Raw genomic sequence first — 18,100 nt, forward strand, 5'->3', positions numbered from 1 at the left:
TCAGGAGGCCCGCAGGGTGTAACCGACCCCGCGCACCGTATGGATCAGCGGCGACAGCCCGGGCAGATCGACCTTGCGGCGCAGATAGCCGATGTAGACGGCGAGGTTCTTCGAGCCCGGCCCGAAGTCGTAGCCCCAGATCCGGTCGTAGATCGTCGAATGGTCCAGCACGATCCCGGCGTTGCGGACCAGCAGTTCCAGCAGGTCGTACTCGGTCCGGGTCAGCTCCAGTTCCCGCCCCGCCCGCCAGGCCCGCCGCGCCGACGGCTCCAGCCGCAGGTCCCCGACCTCCGGCACCGCGCCCGAGACCGTGGGCCCCGGCGCCACCCGGCGCAGCAGCGCCCGCAGCCGCGCGAACACCTCGTCGACGTCGAACGGCTTGGCCACATAGTCGTCCGCGCCCGCGTCCAGCCCCGCGATCCGGTGCGCCGTCTCCACCCGCGCCGTCAGCATCAGGATCGGCGTCCGGTCGCCCTCGGCGCGCAGCACCCGGCACACGTCCAGTCCGTCCACGCCCGGCATCATCACGTCCAGAACGATCACGTCCGGCCGGCTCCGGTGCGCCGCGGCCAGCGCCGCCACGCCGTCGGCGACCGCCGTCACGCGATAGCCCTCCAGCAACAGGGCGCGCTCCAGCGCGTGACGGATGGCCCGGTCGTCCTCGGCGAGCAGCACGGCGTAATTCACCAGGCCAAGTCTGCCAAGACGGCTACGGGCGCTCGGCGCTGCCCCCGTCCGCCGCGTCCCGTACGCACCTCTCGTTCCGCTTCTCTTACCCGGCTCTTAATCCGGTCACGCTGCCGGCTTACCTGCCTCGGCCACCGTGAGCACCACGCCGGGAGCGCACCGAAGAGCCGTGCCGGGCTCCTGACCACGCGGCGCCGCCCCTCGCACGAGCACACGAGAGGCACCGGTGCCGCGCGGCTCCCGACCACGCAGACTGCTCGGCAGACCCCGGAAAGACACCACACCGCATGAAGATCGCATTCCTGCTGCACAACGCCTACGGGATCGGGGGCACCAACCGCACGGTCTTCAACCTGGCCGCCGCCCTCGCCGACCGGCACCGGGTGGAGATCGTCTCCATGACCCGCCACCGCGACGAACCGGGGCTCGCGCTCGACCCGCGCGTACGGCTCGTCCCCCTGGCCGACCTCCGGCCGCCGCGCGGTACGGGCCGGGCGGGCGCCGGGAGCGTACGTGCCGAAGCCGCCGACGGGGGCGTACGCGCCGAATCTGCCGACGGGTGCGTACGCGCCGAGTCCGCCGACGGCGGTGGGCAGGCGGAGACCGCCGGCGGCGACGCGGGTGCAGAAGGGCCCGGGCAGCCCGCCGCCCCCGCCGCTCCCCTGGGCGAACGGCACCACGGCCCGTACAGCAGGCTCGCCGAGCGGCGGATCGCGGACTACCTGCGCCGCTGCACCGCCGATGTCATCATCGGCACCCGGCCCAGCGTCAACATGCACCTCGCCCGCTTCGGACCCCGCGGGGCGTTGCGCATCGCACAGGAACACCTCTCGCTCGACGCGCACCCCGAGCGGCTGCGGCGCGAACTGGCCCGGCACTACCGTGCGTTGGACGCCCTCATCACGACCACCGAAGCCGATGCCGCCGCCTACCGGGAGCGGATGCCGCTGCCGGGCGTACGGGTCCTGGCCGTGCCCGACAGCGTTCCACGGCCGCCCGGGGCGCCCTCCGACGGCACCGCCAAGCTGGTCGTGGCGGCCGGGAAACTCGCCCGGGGCAAACGGTTCGACCTGCTCATCGAGGCGTTCTCGGCCGTCGCCGCCAAGCGCCCCGACTGGCGGCTGCGCATCTACGGCGGCGGCCCGGAGCACGACCGCCTCGCCCTGCTCATCGCCGGCCTCGGGCTCGGCGGCCACGTCGAACTCATGGGCCCGCACGCCCCGATCGAGGCGGAGTTCGCCAAGGCGTCCATAGCGGTCTCCGCCTCCGAGGCCGAATCCTTCGGCGTGACGCTCATCGAGGCCATGCGGTGCGGGCTCCCGGTCGTCTCCACCGACTGCCCGCTCGGCCCCGCCGAGATCATCCGTGACGGCGTCGACGGGCTCCTGGTGCCCACCGGCGACGGGCAGGCCCTCGCCTCCGCGCTCCTCGACCTCATCGGCGACGCGCCCCGCCGCCGCGCCATGGCCGCCGCCGCACTCGACGGCTCCCGCCGCTTCGACCCCGCGCCGATCGCTCGCGACTACGAGCGCCTCTTCGCCGAACTCGCCGCCACCCGCCGCCGACGCGCCGTCCAGCGCGGCTACGCGGCGGCCCGGACCAGGCTCCGGGCCGCCGGCCGGCAGGGCGCGCGCCCGCAGGGCCCGGGGGCCCCGGCTCGCGAACGTACGGCGGCCGGCGCCGATGGCGAGGGGCCCGCGCGCCGTACGGGCATCGGCGGACACGGCGGAGCGGGACAAGGCGGAGCAGGACACGGCGGCGATCGTGGTGTACGTCGCGGCGGCAAGGGCGGGCTGGGTGACAAGGGCGGCAAGAGGGGCATAGGCGGGGGTGCCGGTGGGCGTGCGCGCGGGGCGGCGCCGACCGCGCCCGCCCTTCCCCGAGCCGCCGTGCTCCGGCGGGCTCTCTCCAGAGCGGCCGAGCCCGGTCCCGCCGGGAACCGGGCCGCCGTGCCGGGGTGGGCCCCGCCGCGAGGGAGCGAGCCATGGTGCGCCGCCGCCACCCCCGTCGCGATCCTCGGCCACCCCGTACGCAGCGGCGGGGACCCCAGACCGTCCGGCCAGGTCAGGACCGCCCGTACCACCCGGCCCGACAGCCACGCCGCCGCCGACAGCGCGGCGGCCACGGCCCAGCGCCGAACCGCTGCCCGAACCGCTCGGGCGAAGCCGCGTCTTGCCGTACGGGCGCGGGGGCGGCGGTCCGCGAGGGCGGCGGGCCTGGCCGCGGAGTGGGTCCGGGTCGTCGCGCGGCTTCTCGCGCGGGTCGGTGACGGTGCCTGTGGCCGTACGGCGGCGGACGCCGTTCTCGCCGGCCGCCCCCGCCTCGCCCCCTCGCGGTGGGGCGGCTGGTCGGCCGGCAGCGGGCTCTGCGGCGCGCTCGCCAACCCGCGCTTCCCCCGCCCCTTCGGCGGCCCCGGAGACCGGGCCTGGGGCGAGCCGGGGTGAGCGCGCCCGGCGGCATACGCCCGGGGACCGCTCCGTGAACTGGCTGCACGCGGCCGCCTTTGGAGCGGTGCACGGCATCACCGAGTTCCTGCCCGTCTCGTCCAGCGCGCATCTGCGGATCGCCTCGGCGCTCATGGGGTGGCCCGCCCCCGGAGGGGGGGTCACCGCGGCGACCCAACTGGGCGCGGAATCCGCCGTACTGGTCTATTTCCGGCGCGACATCGGCGCGATGGCGCGGGCCTGGGGGCGTTCGCTCATCCGGCCCGCCGCCCGCGCCGACCCCGCCGCCCGCCTCGGCTGGAGCATCGCCGTCGGCAGCGTCCCCATCGCCGTGCTCGGCCCGCCCCTCCACGACGCGCTCGCGCCCGCCCTCCACGACCTGCGATTCGTCGCACTCGGCCTCATCGCCCTGGGGGCGCTCCTCGCGGTCGCCGACCACTGGGCGCGCGGGGAACGGACCGCGGCCGAGCCGCGGTGGCGCGACAGCGTCCTCATCGGCCTCGCGCAGACGCTGGCGCTGGTGCCGGGGGCCTCGCGTACGGGCGGCAGCCTGGCGGCGGCGCTGCTCGCGGGGTTCGGACGGGCGGCGGCGGTCCGCTACTCGCTGCTGCTCGCCGTGCCCGCCGTACTCGGCTCCGGAGCGTACGGACTGGCCCGCGCGGCGAGCGCGCACAGCGGCGGGTACGCGCCGGGCGCGGTGGCGGCGGCCCTGTGCGCGGCGCTGGTCGCGGGGGCGGTCGGGTACGCGGTGCTGGCCTGGTTCATGCGGTTCATCCGGGGCCATACCTTCGGCGGATTCATGGTCTACCGCACCGCCGCCGGATTCCTGCTCCTCGCGCTGCTCGCCGCCGGCTCCCTCCCGGTCACGGCCTGAACCGGTCCGACGGACCCAAGTGCGCGACGGGGCCGGGACGGTGGCGACCGCCGCCCGCCATGGATTGTCAGTGGCCTCTGGCACTCTCGGGCCATGACTGAGATCCCCGTCGACAACTACGCGCGGACCTGGGGCGACGGAGCGCGGACCGAGCCGCCGCCCACCGGCGACGAGCGCACCGCCCTGACGTCCACCCTCGACTGGCACCGCGCGACTTTCGAGCTCAAATGCTCCGGCGTACCGCTCGACCGGCTCTCGGAGAAGGGCATCCCGCCGTCCGGCCTGAGCCTGCACGGCCTCATCCGCCATCTCGCCGCGGTCGAACGCTGGTGGTTCCGGATCCAGTTCGCGGGGGAGCGGGTGCCGCAGCTCTACTACTCGGACGACGAACCGGACCAGGACTTCGACGACTTGGCCGGGGACCCCACGGTGGCCTTGGCGGTCTGGCGCGCGGAGTGCGAATGGTCCCGCGAGATCGTCGCCGGGGCGGCATCCCTGGACGCGACCGGCACCCGCCACCGCACGGGCGAGCCCGTCTCGCTCCGGCGCATACTCGTGAACATGATCGCCGAGTACGCCCGCCACAACGGCCACGCCGATCTGCTCCGCGAGCGGATCGACGGCGCCACGGGCTACTGAGCCACCGGCGGTCTGAGGCGGGGCCGGGCCGCCGGATGCCCGGGCCCAAGACCGGGGCCGAGTCCAAGCCCAAGTCCGGGGCCGAGCCTGGGCCCAGGTCCGGGGTCGAGCCTGGGGCCGGCATCGCTCCTCGGCGGGGGTACGGGCGGGGACGAGGGCAAGGGCAACGGGCCGTAGCCCACTGCTCGGTGGGCGCTCACGGCGTCGCCAGCGCTTGGCGCGGGGGGCGGTCGCAGGGCCGGACCGGACGGTGCAGCGAAGGGCTCCGGCGGACAGCCAGCAGCGCCATGTCGTCGGTCGGCGGGCCGCCGACGTGCCACCGCACATCGCGGAGGAGGCGATCGAGCAGTTCCTCCGGCGCCGCGCCGCCGAACCGGGCGAGGCGGGCGGCCGGGTCGTAGAAGGCGCCGTCGGCGTTGCGCGCCTCGGTCACGCCGTCCGTGAGCAGGAGCAGCGTCGCGCCGACGGGCAGCGGCAACGTCTCGGTGGCCACGGGCCCCGGGCTGAGCGCGCGCAGCCCGAGCGGCAGACCGCGCCGTCGCGGTTCCAGCCGCCGTACGGTCCGGGGGCCGAGCAACAGGGGAGCGGGGTGGCCGAGGTTGAGCAGTTGCACCGTCTCGCCGTCCTCCGGGATCTGCGCGAGGACGGCGGTGGCGAAGTGCTCGACGCTGTCACCGGAGCGGTCGGGGCCGGTCCGGTCCATGGCGGTGACACCCGCGATTTCCGTGACACCTGCAATGTCCGCAATGTTCGAAACGGCTGCACGGCCCGCAATATGCGCGCCATCCGCATGGTCCGCGCCATCCGCATGGTGCACATGACCTGTGTGATCTGTATGGCCTGCGTAGTCCGCGATGCCTGACTGTTCCGGTATGTCGATGCCCTTGACGTCGTCGCACATGGGCGCCGTCTCCAGGGCGTGCAGCGTAGGGGCCTCCCCGGCCGCGGCGTCGAAGGCGGCCAGGAGCGCCGCCGCGCCCGCCGCGGCGCGCGGCCCCTTGCCGCGCACGTCGCCGATCAACAGCCGGAGCCCGTACCGGGTGACGCGCGCGGCGTGCAGATCGCCGCCGGAGCGCGTGGCCCGGTCGGCGGCGACATTGCGCGCCGCCGTCGTCAGCGAGGTCATCGCCGTGCCCACCGTTCAGGCGTCCCGCAGCAGCGCCGCGAGATCGCTGTCGACATCGAGGTGTTCGCCCTCGGTGCCCGCGGGCACCAACTCGTAGGAGTGCCGCAGGAAGAGGCGCAGTTCCGTCGTATCGATCTGAATCATCGCCATGCCCTCCAGGGCATGGAATTCCAGTACGGTGCGGTCCGTGCCGCACGGCCATACGTGGACATCTCCGGCGCCCACCGGCTCGTTGAGGCCGGTCGCCAGGAGCTCACGGGCAAAGGTCCAGGCCACTTCCGCGCCGTCGAGAGACGCGGTGGCCGGGAAGGCGATGCGTACGGCGAAAGGGTCGGCGGGCTCGTACCGCAGGCCGGCGGGGATCGCCCGCTCCAGCGGTGCGGACGCGATAAGGCGGACCTGGACGGCTTGATTGATGACAGTGGACAACGCCTGCTCCCTTGCTTTTGGTGCGGGTCCTTGTCTCTACGACCCCTTAGACGGCCGCTTCATTACGCCAGTGCACACGATTCTGATGTGACCTGCGTCACCCCCGTTTATTGGATGGGATATTTCCCCTTTACGCTTACGAACTCGATGCAATGCCTCCATGCCCGGGCGGACCTGTCATGCACTCCCGCCCCCAGGAGAGGCACCGACAGGGGTGTTTCACCATGACCGACGGTTCCACGACGCTGGACGCGGACGGCTACACGCGGCTGTTCGAGCAGGAGCATCCGAGGCTCGTCGCTTACGCGCGCACTCTCACCGGCAACTCCTGGCTCGCCGAAGACCTCGTGGCCGAGGCCCACTTCCGGATCTGGCGCCGGCTGCGGGCCGGACACGTCATTGACAATGTCCCCGCGTACCTCACTACCACCGTCAGAAACCTCTCCACCGCCGTCGGTCGTGCGAACCGGGAGATTCCGCAGGACCCGGAGGACGGTCCCGCCTGGCCCGAGGAGTCCCGGACCGCCGAGGATCCGACGCAGCGCGTCGCCTACGTCGACCTGCTGGCCAAGGTGATGGAACAACTGCCGCGCCGCTGGGTCAAGGCCCTCTGGCTGGCCGAGGCCGAAGACCAGCCGCTGGAGGCCGTGGGCCGGCAGATCGGCGCGGGCAGCGGCGCCACGGCGGTCCTCCTGCACCGGGCCCGGGAGGGCATGCGCCAGGCGTTCCTGCGGTCCATGCCGGGCGCCCCGTCCAGGGCGTCCTGCGGGGGCCACTGGGACCGGATGCCCGCCCACGTACGGGGCGTGGCGTCGGCCAAGCAGGCGGACGGGCTGGAGTCCCATGTCTCGGGCTGCACCGACTGCCGCGCCCGGATGGACCTCCTGATGCGGGCCAACACCAGGCTGCCCGCGCTCGTCGGTCCGGCGCTGCTGGCCCTGCTCGCGAGCGGCGCGGCGAAGTTCCTGGTGCCGCTCGCCGGCGCGGGCACGGCGGCGGCCGCCGCCGCGGGGCAGCAGAGCGGCCAGCAGGCCGGGGCGGGCGCGGCGAAGTCCGTACGGCACCTGCTGCGCGGCCGGACCGGCCCGGCCGCGGCCACGGTCGCCGGGGTCGGAGTGGTGGCCGTCGCGGGCGTCGCCGTAGCGGCGGGCATCGCCCTGACCAGCGGGAAGGGGGCTGTGCCACAGCAGCGGGCGGCGGCTCCGGCGGCCAGCGCGGCACCGGGGCAGGGCTCTGGAGGCGGCGCGGGCGGCGGTGACGGCAGAGGCGGGGCGTCGGGCTCCGACGGCGCTGGTGGGTCGAGTGGGTCGAGTGGATCGGATGGGTCGAAGGGGGCTGACGGCTCTGAAGGGTCGGTCTCGGGCGGTGGCGCCGACGGTGGTGCTGATGGCTTGGGAGAGGACGGGCGGGTGAGCGGTGAGGTGCGTTCGAGGCGCCCCCTGCACGCGCCGCGCAACCACGACCGCCATGGACAGACCGACCGTACGACGACGACCCCAACCGGGCCCGCGCCCACGGGCACCGCCGTAGTGCCCCCGCCGACGTACCCCTCGGCGAGCGGTGCACCGACCGCGACACCGACCCCGACGTTGACGGGGTGGCCGACGGTGGACCCCACCTCGACGCCGACAGGGACGCCGACGCTGATCCCGACGCCGACGGAGGACCCCACCGCCGGGCCGACGGGGGACCCCACGCCGACTCTTACGCCGACGCCGACGGGAGCCCCCTCGCCGACCACCACGCCCCCGGCGACCACGGACCCGACCCCCACCGCCCCGCCGACCACGGTGCCGCCGACCACGGGGCCGCCCACCACGCCCCCGGTCACCACGTCGCCGACGCCTACGGACCTGCCCACGCCGAGGCCCACCCCCACGCTCCACTGCGAGTGGTTCTGGTTCGGTCATCTGAAGGTGAAGATCTGCTGGTACCAGTAGCCGGTTGGCACCAGCGGGCAGCGCGGCGGTCCCGTCGCGCGGGCCGGCCGTGCCCGTCCGCCCATGGACGGGCACGTCAGGCGTCGGCTAGCTTCCCGGGCCATGAAAGGCATGGTGAGCAGCATGGGGATGTTGAGACGTGCAGTGATCGCAGCGGTCTGTGGGGCGGCGGTGGCCGCAGGGGGCGCTGTGCCCGCCCAGGCCGCCCCTGCCAAGGGCGACGTCCGGAGCGCCGCGATACCGCTCTCCTGGCGGGCCACCCCGAGCGCTACGGACGCGCGGCTGCGCGGTCTCGCCGCCGTCAGCCGCACCGCCGCCTGGGCGGCGGGGACCAAGGGGACGGTGCTGCGGACGCTCGACGGCGGACGCCACTGGCGCGATGCCTCGCCGCGTGGCGCGGGGGAGTTGGAGTTCCGGGACATCGAGGCGTTCGACGCCCGGCATGCCGTCGCGCTGTCCATCGGCGAGGGCGCGGCCTCGCGCGTCTTCCGTACGGACGACGGCGGCGCGAACTGGACGGAGAGCTTCCGCAACACCGACCCGCGGGCCTTCTACGACTGCATGACCTTCTTCGACCGCCGCGAAGGCATCGCGCTGAGCGACCCGGTCGACGGCAAGTACCGCGTCCTCGCCACGCACGACGGCGGCCGCAACTGGCGCGTACTGCCCTCCGACGGCATGCCCCCGGCCCGGCCGGGCGAGGCCGCGTTCGCCGCGAGCGGCCAGTGCCTGACTTCCACCGGCGGCCGCGACGCGTGGATCGCCACCGGCGGCGCGACGGCCTCCCGCGTCTTCCACTCCACCGACCGGGGCCGCACCTGGACGGTCACCGAGACGCCCTTGCCCGCGGGCGACCCGGCGCGCGGGGCGTTCGCGCTCGCATTCCGGGACCGTACGCACGGCATCGTGGTCGGCGGCGACTACCGCGCCGGGCAGCCGTCCCCGCGGGCGGCGGCCGTCAGCGGCGACGCCGGCGCGACCTGGACGCCGGCCGCCCGGCCCCCGGCGGCCTACCGTTCCGGCGTGGCCTGGCTGCCGCACACCCGCGCCGTCGCGCTCGCTGTCGGCCCGACCGGCAGCGACATCACCATGGACGGCGGACGCACCTGGCACGGCTTCGACTCCGGCTCGTACGACACCGTCGACTGCGCCCCCGACCTCGGCTGCTGGGCGGCCGGGGAGCAGGGGCGGATCGGTCGACTCGCGCTGTCGGCACGGTAGTTGGGGCGGCGCCGGCTCATCGGCTCACGGAAGCCGCTGCCGGTACGCGTCGAGCGCCGGAGCCGTCTTCGTCATCACGAACTGCGTGACCGCGTACTCGCACACCCCGGCCATGACGAACGGATCGGTCGCCACGAGCTGCTCCATGACGCTCCGGTCCTCCCCGACGGCCAGAATGACGCCGCCATCACGGGGCTCCTTGCGGCCGGAGGCGAGAAAGGTGCCCGACGCGTAATGCGCGTCGAGCCAGGCGACGTGCTCCGGCAGGACGGCGTCGATGCGCTCAAGAGGCGCGGTGTAGGTCAGCTCCAGTACGAACATGGGATCACGCTACTGGAACGGCTCGCGGCCCGGTCGATCAAGCCCGGACCGCCCCCGACCGGGCTCGCCCCCATCCGGCCGGGCCGCGGCGTCGAGGACGAGCTCCAAGAGAGCCCCCGGCGCCTCGGCCATCACATCGTGGCCGGTGGGAAGGGTGTGCGTGTGCCATCCGGGTTCGGCGCGCACCCGCTCGTAGAAGGAGATGAAGGGGTTCTGCGGGTTCTTCGTGAGCAGCACGTAGTCCCTGCGCGGCGCCGGGTCCGGGACCGCGGCCGGCGCCGCGCCCGAGGCAGCGGTGAGGCGGACCGGCTGGAGGAACGAGGCGAGCGGGTGCCTGGTGGTGCGGGGGTCGAAGAAGGGCGGCGGAGCGACGGACCAGCCGTCCGCGGCGGCCCCCTCGATGTACAACCGGCGCTGCACCTCGTTGCCGAGGCTCCAGCAGGAGTCCCCGTCGGACGGTACGAACGCGTCCACATACATCAGCGCGGCCACCCGGCCCGGGGCCCGACCGGCGACACCCGAGATCACCATCCCCGCGTAACTGTGGCCCACGAGAACGGCGTCCTCGATCTCCTCGGCCCTCAGCAGCGCGACCACATCCTCGATATGCGTATCGAGGTTCACCGACCCGGTCAGCAGGTGGCCCCGCTCGCCGAGGCCGGTCAGCGTCACCGCGTACGCCTCGTGACCGTGTTCCCGCAGCCGCCGGGCCAGCGGCTGGAACCACCAGCCGCCGTGCCAGGCGCCGGGTACGAGGACGAACGTCGACATACCGGATTCCCCTCCCGTCGTCCGCCGTCTCCTGCGTCCTCCTACCCTGCCTCAGGGCGGTCGAGGATGCGCAGCCAACTGCCGTCCGGCTGGCGGCGGGCGACCTGGGCTCGGCCGCCGGTGCCGTCGGACGCTCGGGTCGAGGTGAGCGCGAGGTCGCCGTTGAACACGGTGGGCATCGGCTCCTCCAGGTCGAAGCGGGGGCGCGGGGCGAGCAGCCGTTCAAGGGCCGCGCGGATCGCCTCGCGGCCCACGGTCTGGCCGCCGGGCGGGAAGGCGAGCACGGCATCGGGCTCGTAGAGCGCCACGACCCCCTCGATGTCCCCCGCGTTCGCCCGCTCCACGAACAGCCGGGCCAGGTCCTCGGGGTAGGCGGCGGTTTCGCGTGCAGTGGTCATGTATGTACGTCCCTTCGCGTCTGGTTCCTGCGTGTCCGGCTCGCCCGCCTCGGCGGCTTCGGGCTCACGGCCTCGTCGGGGCTCTCGGCGGCCGGCTGATACGTCAACGGTCGGTCAGCGGCGATCAGAAGTCCAAGAGCTGGATCATCTGACTACTAGAATCAGCGCTTATGGAGCTGAGGCAGTTGGAGTACCTCGTGGCCGTCGTCGAAGAGGCGAGCTTCACCAAGGCCGCGGCCAGGCTGCACGTGGCGCAGCCAGGGGTGAGCGCGCAGGTCAGGCAGCTCGAACGGGAGCTGGGCCAGAGTCTGCTGGACCGCTCCGGGCGCACGGTCCGCCCGACGGAGGCCGGGGCCGCCGTCCTGCCGTACGCGCGCGCCGCGCTGGCCGCCGTCGACGGGGCGCGGCTCGTCGTCGACGAGCTCACCGGGCTGCTGCGCGGCCGCGTCGCCGTCGGGATGGTCACCTCCTGCGCGCCCCTCGGCCTGCCGGACCTGCTGGCCGACTTCCACGAGGACCACCCCGGTGTCGAGATCAACCTCGTCGAGGACAACTCCGACCGGCTGATCGCGGCCCTCCGCGCCGGGCGGCTCGACACCGCGGTCCTCGGGCTGGCCGGCCCCACCCCGCCGGGCATCGAGACCGAAACCGTCACCGACGAGCCGATCGTAGCGGCCGTCGCCCACGGCGACCTGCTCGCCGGGCGGACCGGGCTCGCCCTCGACGCCCTGCGGGACCGCGCGCTGATCAGCCTCCCGCGCGGTACGGGCCTGCGGACCTGCCTCGACGAGGCGTGCGCCGCCGCCGGCTTCGCGCCGCGCATCGCCTTCGAGGCAGGTGACCCCAATGTCCTGGCCCAGCTCGCCGGCCGCAGCCTCGGCGTGGCGATCCTCCCCGGCTCCCTCGCCGCCTACCACCACGCGACGCTGCGCACGGTGACCTTCGCGGACCCCGGACTCCGCGGCCGGCTGGCCCTGGCCTGGCGCGGCGAGGGGCCCGTCGGCCCGGCCGCCCGCGCCCTCATCGACCGCGCCCGCCGGACACTGGCCCCGGCCGCCCGCCCCTGACGTCTCGTCGGCGACGGAGCGCCACCGCTCGGGCCCGCCCCGGACCCGGCGCGCCACGCGTTCAGGGGCGGCGGCGCGTCTCCACCAGGAAGCAGCCGAACTCCACCGCCCGTACGTGCACCGCCGCGACCAGCGGGTTCCCGTACAGCTCGGCCAGCCCCTGCTCGATGGTCAGCTCGGCGCCGGTGCCCTCGGCGTCGATGAGACGGCCGCCCAGGATGGAGCCGTCGGCGGAGTAGGCGCGCAGGACGCGCCGGGTGCCGCGCAGGGAGTCGGGGAAGGCGCCGCCCGCCCAGCCGCCGCAGTCGTCGGGGTGGATGAAGACCGGCCCGACCTCGTTGTACGGGCCGGGCTCGGCGGCCGTCTCGCGCGCCCAGCGGCGCAGCGGGGCGTACGACACCAGGGCCAGCCGCTCGCCGGGGCGGCTGCGGCCCAGGCAGCAGCGCAGCGGGTTGCCGCCCGCGCCGTCCTCGGTGACGGGGCGGGGCGCGTTGCCCGCGTCGTCGCGTACGCGCAGTTCCTTCAGGGTGGACGGGGCGATGGCCCGTATCTCGTACTGATCGTTCATGCCGTCCATGCTGCGCGCGCCCGCGCGGCGGTGCTGGCGGTTATCGGCCGGGGACCTGGCCGGTGTTTTCGGCGTATCACTGGCGCGCCGCTGGAAGGCGCGCCGACGACGCTCCGAAAACCTTGACACCCGCCCGGCCCTGGGTCAGATTCAGCCTCAGAGGTAGGACGTCCCATGTCCACGTCCCATGTGCCGGAAAATGGGTTATCGCGGAACTCATCCACCACTCCGGAATTCCACTGCTCCTATATCCCGCCGTCCATCTCACCCGTATCCACCCTCTATCCGCCTCTATCCGCCTCTATCTGTCTCTCCCCGGTCTTATCCGTTCTCCGTCTTTTCCCCCGTATCCACCCCGTTTCCCACCGGAAAGCTGGATCCCGCGATGCGCCTGCCCACCCCCCTGTCCGGCGTCGTCCCCCCGCTCTGCACCCCCCTGACCCCGGCCGGCGACATCGACACCGCGTCCCTCGCCGCCCTGGTCGACCGGACCGTCGGCGCCGGAGTGGACGCCGTCTTCGCGCTGGGCTCCAGCGGGGAGACCGCCTATCTGAGCGACGCGCAGCGCCGCACCGTACTCACCACCGTCCTCGCGGCGGTCGACGGCCGGGTGCCCGTCCTCGCCGGGGCCGTCGACATGACCACCGCCCGCGTCATCGACCAGGCCCGCGCGGCGGCCGCCCTCGGCGCCGACGCGCTCGTCGCCACCGCGCCCTTCTTCACCCGTACGCACCCCGCCGAGGTCGCCGGTCACTTCCGGCGCCTCCGCGACGCCGTCGACCTGCCGCTCTTCGCCTACGACAACCCCACCGCCGTACACACCAAGCTCACCGCCGCGACGCTCCTGCCGCTCGCCGAGGACGGCACCCTCGCCGGTCTGAAGGACAGCAGCGGCGACGACGGGGCGCTGCGCCGCTTCCTCGTCGAGTCGGGCCGTCGCGGGCTGCGCGGCCGGTTCTCGGTCCTCACCGGGTCCGAAACCACCGTCGACGGGGCCCTGTTGGCGGGTGCCGACGGTGCCGTGCCCGGGCTGGGCAACGTCGACCCGGCCGGGTACGTACGGCTCCACCGCCAGGCGCGGGCCGGGCGCTGGGGCGAGGCCGCCGGCGAACAGGACCGGCTCGCCGCCCTGTTCGCCATCACCGACGCGGGCGACCCGGCGCTGATGGGCGGCAGCTCCGCCGGGCTCGGCGCGTTCAAGGCCGCGCTGCACCTGCTCGGCGTCATCGACTGCCCGCTCACCGCCCCGCCGCAGATCCCGCTGCCGGCCTCCGCCGTCAAGACCGTGCGCCAACTCCTCGACGAGGGCGGCCTGACGTGAGGGCGCCGCCCTGGTACCGCGAGGTGTCCGGGGCCCAGTGGAAGTCCATGGCCGCCGCCTGGACGGGCTATCTGCTCGACGGGTTCGACTTCGTCCTGATCACCCTCGTACTGACCGAGATCGCCGAGGAGTTCGGGCTCTCCGGAGTCGAGGCCGCCAGCCTGGTGTCCGGGGCCTTCATCACCCGCTGGCTCGGCGGGGCGCTGCTCGGCGCGCTCGGCGACCGCTATGGGCGAAAACCCGCCATGATCGCCAGCATTTCGCTCTACTCCCTCGGCACCTTCGCCTGCGGCTTCGCGTGGGGGTACGGCAGCCTGTTCACGGCGCGGCTGCTGATCGGGATGGGCATGGCCGGCGAATACAGCGCCTCCGCCACGTACGTCCTGGAGAGCTGGCCCGCACGGCTGCGCAACCGCGCCTCCGGCTTCCTGATCTCCGGCTTCTCGGCGGGCTCGGTGCTGGCCGCCGAGCTGTACCAGTGGGTGGTGCCGCGGTGGGGCTGGCGCTGGATGTTCTGGATCGGCGTGCTGCCGGTGCTGCTCGCGCTCTGGCTGCGGCGCGCGCTCCCGGAGGCCGCGGAGTGGCACGCGCGGGTGGGGGAGCGGGCGGCGGCGGGGGCGGCGCGGCCGAACCCGTTCCGCGCGCTCTTCACCGGCCGCCGCCGCGCCGCGCTCAACATCGCGCTGACCGCCGCCGCCGGAGCGGCGCTGTTCTGCGTCTTCACGCCCGTCGGAGCCGGCGCGGTGCCCTGGCTGTCGGCGGTCGCGGCCGGCGCCCTGCTCGCCTTCGGCGCGCAGCTCGGCGGTCGGCGGAGCTGGCTCCTGTACGTCTCCCTGATGATCACGGTGTTCTGCGCCTTCCTCTACAGTTGGCCCATCCAGGCGCTGCTGCCCACCTACTTGAAGACGGAGCTGGGCTACCGGCCCGCGCACGTCGCCGACGTGATGTTCTACGCCGGTTTCGGGACGATGGCCGGGTGCGTCCTCGCGGGCTTCGTCGGCGACCGCATCGGCACCCGGCGCGCGTACGCCTGCACCCTCCTCGCCTCGCTGGCCTTCGTCTTCCCCGTCTTCGCGGTGCGGGACAGCCTGGTGTGGCTCGGAGTGCTGCTGTTCTGCCTGCTGGCGCTCAGTCAGGGCATCTCGGGCATCCTGCCGAAGTACATCGCGGGCCACTTCCCGACCGAGAGCCGCGCCGCGTCGCTCGGCTTCGTCTACAACACGGGAGCGCTCGGCGGCGCGGTCGCGCCGGTGCTCGGCGCGCGCCTGGCCGAAGGCATGCCCCTGGGACGGGCCCTGGCCGTACTCACCTTCGGCCTGACCCTGGTCGTGATCCTGCTCGTCGGCTTCGGCGTCCCCAGCCGCCTGGCCCGGCTCACCGACGGAGCACCCGACCACGACCACCTCGTACCGGACCCGCCGCCCGCGGCGGCGGGCGGCGGGCTGGAACCTGACGCGGGGTGAGCCGGCCGAGTGGGCGGGGGGCTTGTGGAAAGTGGAACGCGTTCTTAACATCGCAAGTGTTACAGCGGTTGTGTCATATGGCTGGGGGCTGGATGACAGCGACACACAGCGGCCCGCTCGCCGGAGTGCGCGTGGTCGAGCTCGCCGGAATCGGGCCGGGCCCGTTCGCCGCCATGCTCCTCGCGGACCTCGGCGCCGACGTCGTGCGCGTAGACCGCCCCGGCGGCACCGGCCTCGCCGTCAACCCGGCGTACGACGTCACCAACCGCAACAAGCGCTCCGTGATCCTCGACCTCAAGACGGCGGCCGGCGTCGCGGCCGCGCTCGAACTCGCCGAGCGCGCCGACGTGTTCATCGAGGGCTACCGCCCCGGTGTCGCCGAACGGCTCGGCGTCGGCCCCGAGGACTGCCTCGCCCGCAACCCCCGGCTCGTCTACGGCCGGATGACCGGCTGGGGCCAGCACGGGCCCCTCGCCGAAACCGCCGGCCACGACATCGGCTACATCGCCATCACCGGCGCCCTCGGCATGACCGGCCCCGCCGACGGCCCCCCGACCGCCCCCGCCAACCTCCTCGGGGACTACGCGGGCGGCTCCCTCTACCTCGTCATCGGCGTCCTCGCCGCCCTCCAGCACGCCCGTACCACCGGCGCGGGCCAGGTCGTCGACGCCGCCATCGTCGACGGCACCGCCCACCTCACCGCCATGATCCACGGCATGCTGGCGGCCGGCGGCTGGCAGGACCGCCGCGGCGCCAACCTGCTCGACGGCGGCGCGCCGTTCTACGGCACGTACGAGACCGCCGACGGCGGGTACATGGCGGTCGGCGCGCTGGAGAAGCGCTTCTACGCCGAGTTCATGGAACTCCTCGGCCTCCCCGACCAGGCGCCCGCCCGCGACGACCTCGCCCGCTGGGAAGAGCTGCGCACCGCCGTGGCCGACCGGTTCAGAGCCCGTACGCGCGCGGAGTGGACCGAGGTGTTCGCCGGTTCGGACGCGTGCGTCGCCCCCGTGCTCTCGCTGCGCGAGGCCCCCGGGCACCCGCACCTCGCGGCCCGCGGCACCTTCGTGGACCACGGCGGCATCACCCAGCCCGCGCCCGCCCCGCGCTTCTCCGCCACGCCCGGCGCCGTACGCAGGCCGCCGTCCACGCCCGGCGCGGACACCGCCGAAGTGGCCCGCGACTGGGGCCTGTCGGGCCTTGACCGGGCCTGAGCGGCAGCGCGCCCGGCGCGGCCGCTGCCCGCGTGCGGCGGGGCGGGTGGTCGGCCGTGGGAGATGAAGCGCCGCGACGGACGGCGAAGCTCCGCGACGGACGGCGGAAGCTCCGCGATGGACGATGGAAGCGCCGTATGGGCACCGGGAACGCCGCCGCGACCGCGAGACTGCCAGCGGAGACCGCGCCTGGAGGCCGGATTCAGACGATCCACGGCAGTACCACCGAGATCATGAAGAAGCTCATCCACGGGACTCCGCCCCCTGAGTCCGCCGACTCCTCCCGACCCCGCGCCCTTCCGACCCTCACCCCTCCCGAAAGGCCCGAGACCTTGAGCACCGAAGCGTACGTATACGACGCGATCCGCACCCCGCGCGGCCGCGGCAAGGCCAACGGCGCGCTGCACGGCACCAAACCCGTCGACCTCGTCGTCGGGCTCATCCACGAGCTGCGCCGCCGCTTCCCCGGCCTCGACCCGGCGGCGATCGACGACATCGTGCTCGGCGTCGTCAGCCCGGTCGGCGACCAGGGCTCCGACATCGCCCGCATCTCGGCCATCGCCGCCGGGCTGCCCGACACCGTCGCGGGCGTACAGGAGAACCGCTTCTGCGCCTCCGGGCTCGAAGCCGTCAACATGGCCGCGGCCAAGGTCCGTTCCGGCTGGGAGGACCTGGTGCTGGCGGGCGGCGTGGAGTCGATGTCGCGCGTGCCGATGGCCTCCGACGGCGGCGCCTGGTTCGCGGACCCGATGACCGGCTTCGCCACGGACTTCGTGCCGCAGGGCGTCAGCGCCGACCTCATCGCCACGATCGAGGGGTTCTCCCGGCACGACGTGGACGCCTTCGCCGCGCTGTCCCAGGAGCGCGCCGCTGCCGCCTGGAAGGAGGGCCGGTTCGACCGGTCCGTCGTGCCCGTACGGGACCGCAACGGCCTCCTCGTCCTCGACCGGGACGAGCACATCCGGCCCGGCACCACCGCCGAGTCGCTGGCCGCGCTCAAGCCGTCCTTCGCGGCGGTCGGCGACGCGGGCGGCTTCGACGCCGTGGCGCTCCAGAAGTACCACTGGGTCGAACGGATCGACCATGTCCACCATGCGGGCAACTCGTCCGGCATCGTGGACGGGGCGGCGCTCGTCGCCATCGGCAACCGCGAGGTCGGCGAGCGGTACGGGCTGGCGCCCCGCGCCCGTATCGTCTCCGCGGCCGTCTCCGGCACCGAGCCCACCATCATGCTCACCGGCCCGGCGCCCGCCACCCGCAAGGCGCTGGCCAAGGCCGGTCTGACCATCGACGACATCGATCTCGTGGAGATCAACGAGGCCTTCGCGGCCGTGGTGCTGCGCTTCGCGCGTGAGATGGCGCTGCCGCTCGACAAGATCAACGTCAATGGCGGCGCGATCGCCATGGGCCACCCGCTCGGCGCGACCGGCGCGATGATCCTCGGCACGCTCGTCGACGAGCTGGAGCGGCAGGACAAGCGGTACGGCCTGATCACGCTCTGCGTCGGCGGCGGCATGGGCATCGCCACCGTCATCGAGCGCCTGTAAGCGCCTCCGCCTCCGCCCCCGGCCCGCGAGCGGCCCGATCGAGCCGGAGCCTTCCGCTTCCGCCAGGGCC

General features: G+C 74.1%; 16 protein-coding genes and 1 pseudogene. 10 read left to right on the forward strand and 7 right to left on the reverse strand.

Translation table 11 applies throughout. The features are described from left to right. Entirely contained in the window at positions 1-687 is a 687-nt protein-coding gene (locus tag IF55_RS17315; RefSeq protein WP_048832090.1) for a response regulator transcription factor, read from the reverse strand. Positions 688-974: 287 nt separating this feature from the next. Between IF55_RS17315 and IF55_RS39770 the strand changes: the two are divergent. The 3 genes and pseudogenes from IF55_RS39770 to IF55_RS17330 all read left to right on the forward strand — a co-directional run. Continuing rightward, positions 975-2,297: pseudogene (locus tag IF55_RS39770) on the forward strand (glycosyltransferase); the annotation flags it as partial. A gap of 868 nt (positions 2,298-3,165) precedes the next feature. Continuing rightward, positions 3,166-4,005: an undecaprenyl-diphosphate phosphatase gene (locus IF55_RS17325; RefSeq protein ID WP_030876986.1), complete on the forward strand. Its 840-nt coding sequence runs from the start codon at positions 3,166-3,168 to the stop codon at positions 4,003-4,005. 93 nt (positions 4,006-4,098) lie between these two features. Further along, on the forward strand, positions 4,099-4,644 hold the full coding sequence (locus IF55_RS17330) for a DinB family protein (RefSeq protein WP_030876985.1): 546 nt from the start codon (positions 4,099-4,101) through the stop codon (positions 4,642-4,644). A gap of 196 nt (positions 4,645-4,840) precedes the next feature. On the opposite strand, the gene IF55_RS36035 is transcribed toward IF55_RS17330, so the two are convergent. Together IF55_RS36035 and ssgD are read right to left on the reverse strand one after the other, a co-directional pair. Next, complete coding sequence (locus IF55_RS36035; protein WP_051776083.1) at positions 4,841-5,770, reverse strand: PP2C family protein-serine/threonine phosphatase; 930 nt, start codon at positions 5,768-5,770, stop codon at positions 4,841-4,843. Between the two features lie 15 nt (positions 5,771-5,785). Then, the gene (ssgD, locus tag IF55_RS17340; protein ID WP_030876978.1) at positions 5,786-6,199 is read right to left on the reverse strand and encodes a spore wall synthesis regulator SsgD; all 414 of its coding nucleotides are present in this window, start codon (positions 6,197-6,199) and stop codon (positions 5,786-5,788) included. A gap of 224 nt (positions 6,200-6,423) precedes the next feature. On the opposite strand from ssgD, the gene IF55_RS40075 reads away from it, so the two are divergent. Beyond that, positions 6,424-8,139: an RNA polymerase sigma factor gene (locus IF55_RS40075; protein ID WP_051776081.1), complete on the forward strand. Its 1,716-nt coding sequence runs from the start codon at positions 6,424-6,426 to the stop codon at positions 8,137-8,139. Positions 8,140-8,262: 123 nt separating this feature from the next. Next, complete coding sequence (locus IF55_RS17350; protein WP_048832113.1) at positions 8,263-9,360, forward strand: WD40/YVTN/BNR-like repeat-containing protein; 1,098 nt, start codon at positions 8,263-8,265, stop codon at positions 9,358-9,360. Positions 9,361-9,384: 24 nt separating this feature from the next. Here the strand turns inward: IF55_RS17350 and IF55_RS17355 are convergent, their stop codons facing one another. Genes IF55_RS17355 through IF55_RS17365 form a run of 3 tightly spaced genes read right to left on the reverse strand, consistent with a single transcriptional unit; the run spans position 9,385 to position 10,850 of the window. After that, positions 9,385-9,681, reverse strand: coding sequence for a YciI family protein (locus IF55_RS17355; protein ID WP_030876969.1), 297 nt, complete (start codon positions 9,679-9,681; stop codon positions 9,385-9,387). A 9-nt stretch (positions 9,682-9,690) separates the two neighbouring features. Then, a complete protein-coding gene (locus IF55_RS17360; RefSeq protein ID WP_063763987.1) occupies positions 9,691-10,452 on the reverse strand; it encodes an alpha/beta fold hydrolase in 762 nt (253 codons plus the stop codon). A gap of 41 nt (positions 10,453-10,493) precedes the next feature. Beyond that, complete coding sequence (locus IF55_RS17365; protein ID WP_030876965.1) at positions 10,494-10,850, reverse strand: YybH family protein; 357 nt, start codon at positions 10,848-10,850, stop codon at positions 10,494-10,496. A 170-nt stretch (positions 10,851-11,020) separates the two neighbouring features. On the opposite strand from IF55_RS17365, the gene IF55_RS17370 reads away from it, so the two are divergent. Continuing rightward, complete coding sequence (locus IF55_RS17370) at positions 11,021-11,917, forward strand: LysR family transcriptional regulator (RefSeq protein WP_030876960.1); 897 nt, start codon at positions 11,021-11,023, stop codon at positions 11,915-11,917. A gap of 61 nt (positions 11,918-11,978) precedes the next feature. Here IF55_RS17370 and IF55_RS17375 read toward each other — a convergent pair whose 3' ends face one another. Beyond that, positions 11,979-12,485 (reverse strand): DUF1203 domain-containing protein, encoded by a 507-nt coding sequence (locus tag IF55_RS17375; RefSeq protein ID WP_030876958.1) that lies wholly within the window; start codon positions 12,483-12,485, stop codon positions 11,979-11,981. Between the two features lie 385 nt (positions 12,486-12,870). Here IF55_RS17375 and IF55_RS17380 point away from each other — a divergent pair, with 385 nt between their 5' ends. From IF55_RS17380 to IF55_RS17395, 4 genes are all read left to right on the forward strand, one after another. After that, positions 12,871-13,806, forward strand: a complete 936-nt coding sequence (locus tag IF55_RS17380; RefSeq protein ID WP_030876955.1) for a dihydrodipicolinate synthase family protein — start codon at positions 12,871-12,873, stop codon at positions 13,804-13,806. 47 nt (positions 13,807-13,853) lie between these two features. Beyond that, positions 13,854-15,269, forward strand: coding sequence for a sialate:H+ symport family MFS transporter (locus IF55_RS17385; RefSeq protein WP_048832114.1), 1,416 nt, complete (start codon positions 13,854-13,856; stop codon positions 15,267-15,269). Positions 15,270-15,361: 92 nt separating this feature from the next. Continuing rightward, positions 15,362-16,483 (forward strand): CaiB/BaiF CoA transferase family protein, encoded by a 1,122-nt coding sequence (locus IF55_RS17390; protein WP_030876949.1) that lies wholly within the window; start codon positions 15,362-15,364, stop codon positions 16,481-16,483. Between the two features lie 332 nt (positions 16,484-16,815). Continuing rightward, entirely contained in the window at positions 16,816-18,030 is a 1,215-nt protein-coding gene (locus tag IF55_RS17395) for an acetyl-CoA C-acetyltransferase (protein ID WP_030876946.1), read from the forward strand. The last annotated feature ends 70 nt before the right edge of the window (positions 18,031-18,100 follow it).

The organism is Streptomyces varsoviensis (assembly GCF_000718635.1).
GTDB lineage: Bacteria > Actinomycetota > Actinomycetes > Streptomycetales > Streptomycetaceae > Streptomyces > Streptomyces varsoviensis.

What these genes read in the sequence shown, in the direction of transcription:
- IF55_RS36035 (WP_051776083.1), bottom strand. Translation starts at nt 5,770, where the DNA reads ATGACCTCGCTGACGACGGCGGCGCGCAATGTCGCCGCCGACCGGGCC.
- IF55_RS17380 (WP_030876955.1), top strand. Translation starts at nt 12,871, where the DNA reads ATGCGCCTGCCCACCCCCCTGTCCGGCGTCGTCCCCCCGCTCTGCACC.
- IF55_RS17330 (WP_030876985.1), top strand. Translation starts at nt 4,099, where the DNA reads ATGACTGAGATCCCCGTCGACAACTACGCGCGGACCTGGGGCGACGGA.
- IF55_RS17385 (WP_048832114.1), top strand. Translation starts at nt 13,854, where the DNA reads ATGGCCGCCGCCTGGACGGGCTATCTGCTCGACGGGTTCGACTTCGTC.
- IF55_RS17350 (WP_048832113.1), top strand. Translation starts at nt 8,263, where the DNA reads ATGGGGATGTTGAGACGTGCAGTGATCGCAGCGGTCTGTGGGGCGGCG.
- IF55_RS17360 (WP_063763987.1), bottom strand. Translation starts at nt 10,452, where the DNA reads ATGTCGACGTTCGTCCTCGTACCCGGCGCCTGGCACGGCGGCTGGTGG.
- IF55_RS17370 (WP_030876960.1), top strand. Translation starts at nt 11,021, where the DNA reads ATGGAGCTGAGGCAGTTGGAGTACCTCGTGGCCGTCGTCGAAGAGGCG.
- IF55_RS17390 (WP_030876949.1), top strand. Translation starts at nt 15,362, where the DNA reads ATGACAGCGACACACAGCGGCCCGCTCGCCGGAGTGCGCGTGGTCGAG.
- IF55_RS17355 (WP_030876969.1), bottom strand. Translation starts at nt 9,681, where the DNA reads ATGTTCGTACTGGAGCTGACCTACACCGCGCCTCTTGAGCGCATCGAC.
- IF55_RS17375 (WP_030876958.1), bottom strand. Translation starts at nt 12,485, where the DNA reads ATGAACGATCAGTACGAGATACGGGCCATCGCCCCGTCCACCCTGAAG.
- IF55_RS40075 (WP_051776081.1), top strand. Translation starts at nt 6,424, where the DNA reads ATGACCGACGGTTCCACGACGCTGGACGCGGACGGCTACACGCGGCTG.
- IF55_RS17365 (WP_030876965.1), bottom strand. Translation starts at nt 10,850, where the DNA reads ATGACCACTGCACGCGAAACCGCCGCCTACCCCGAGGACCTGGCCCGG.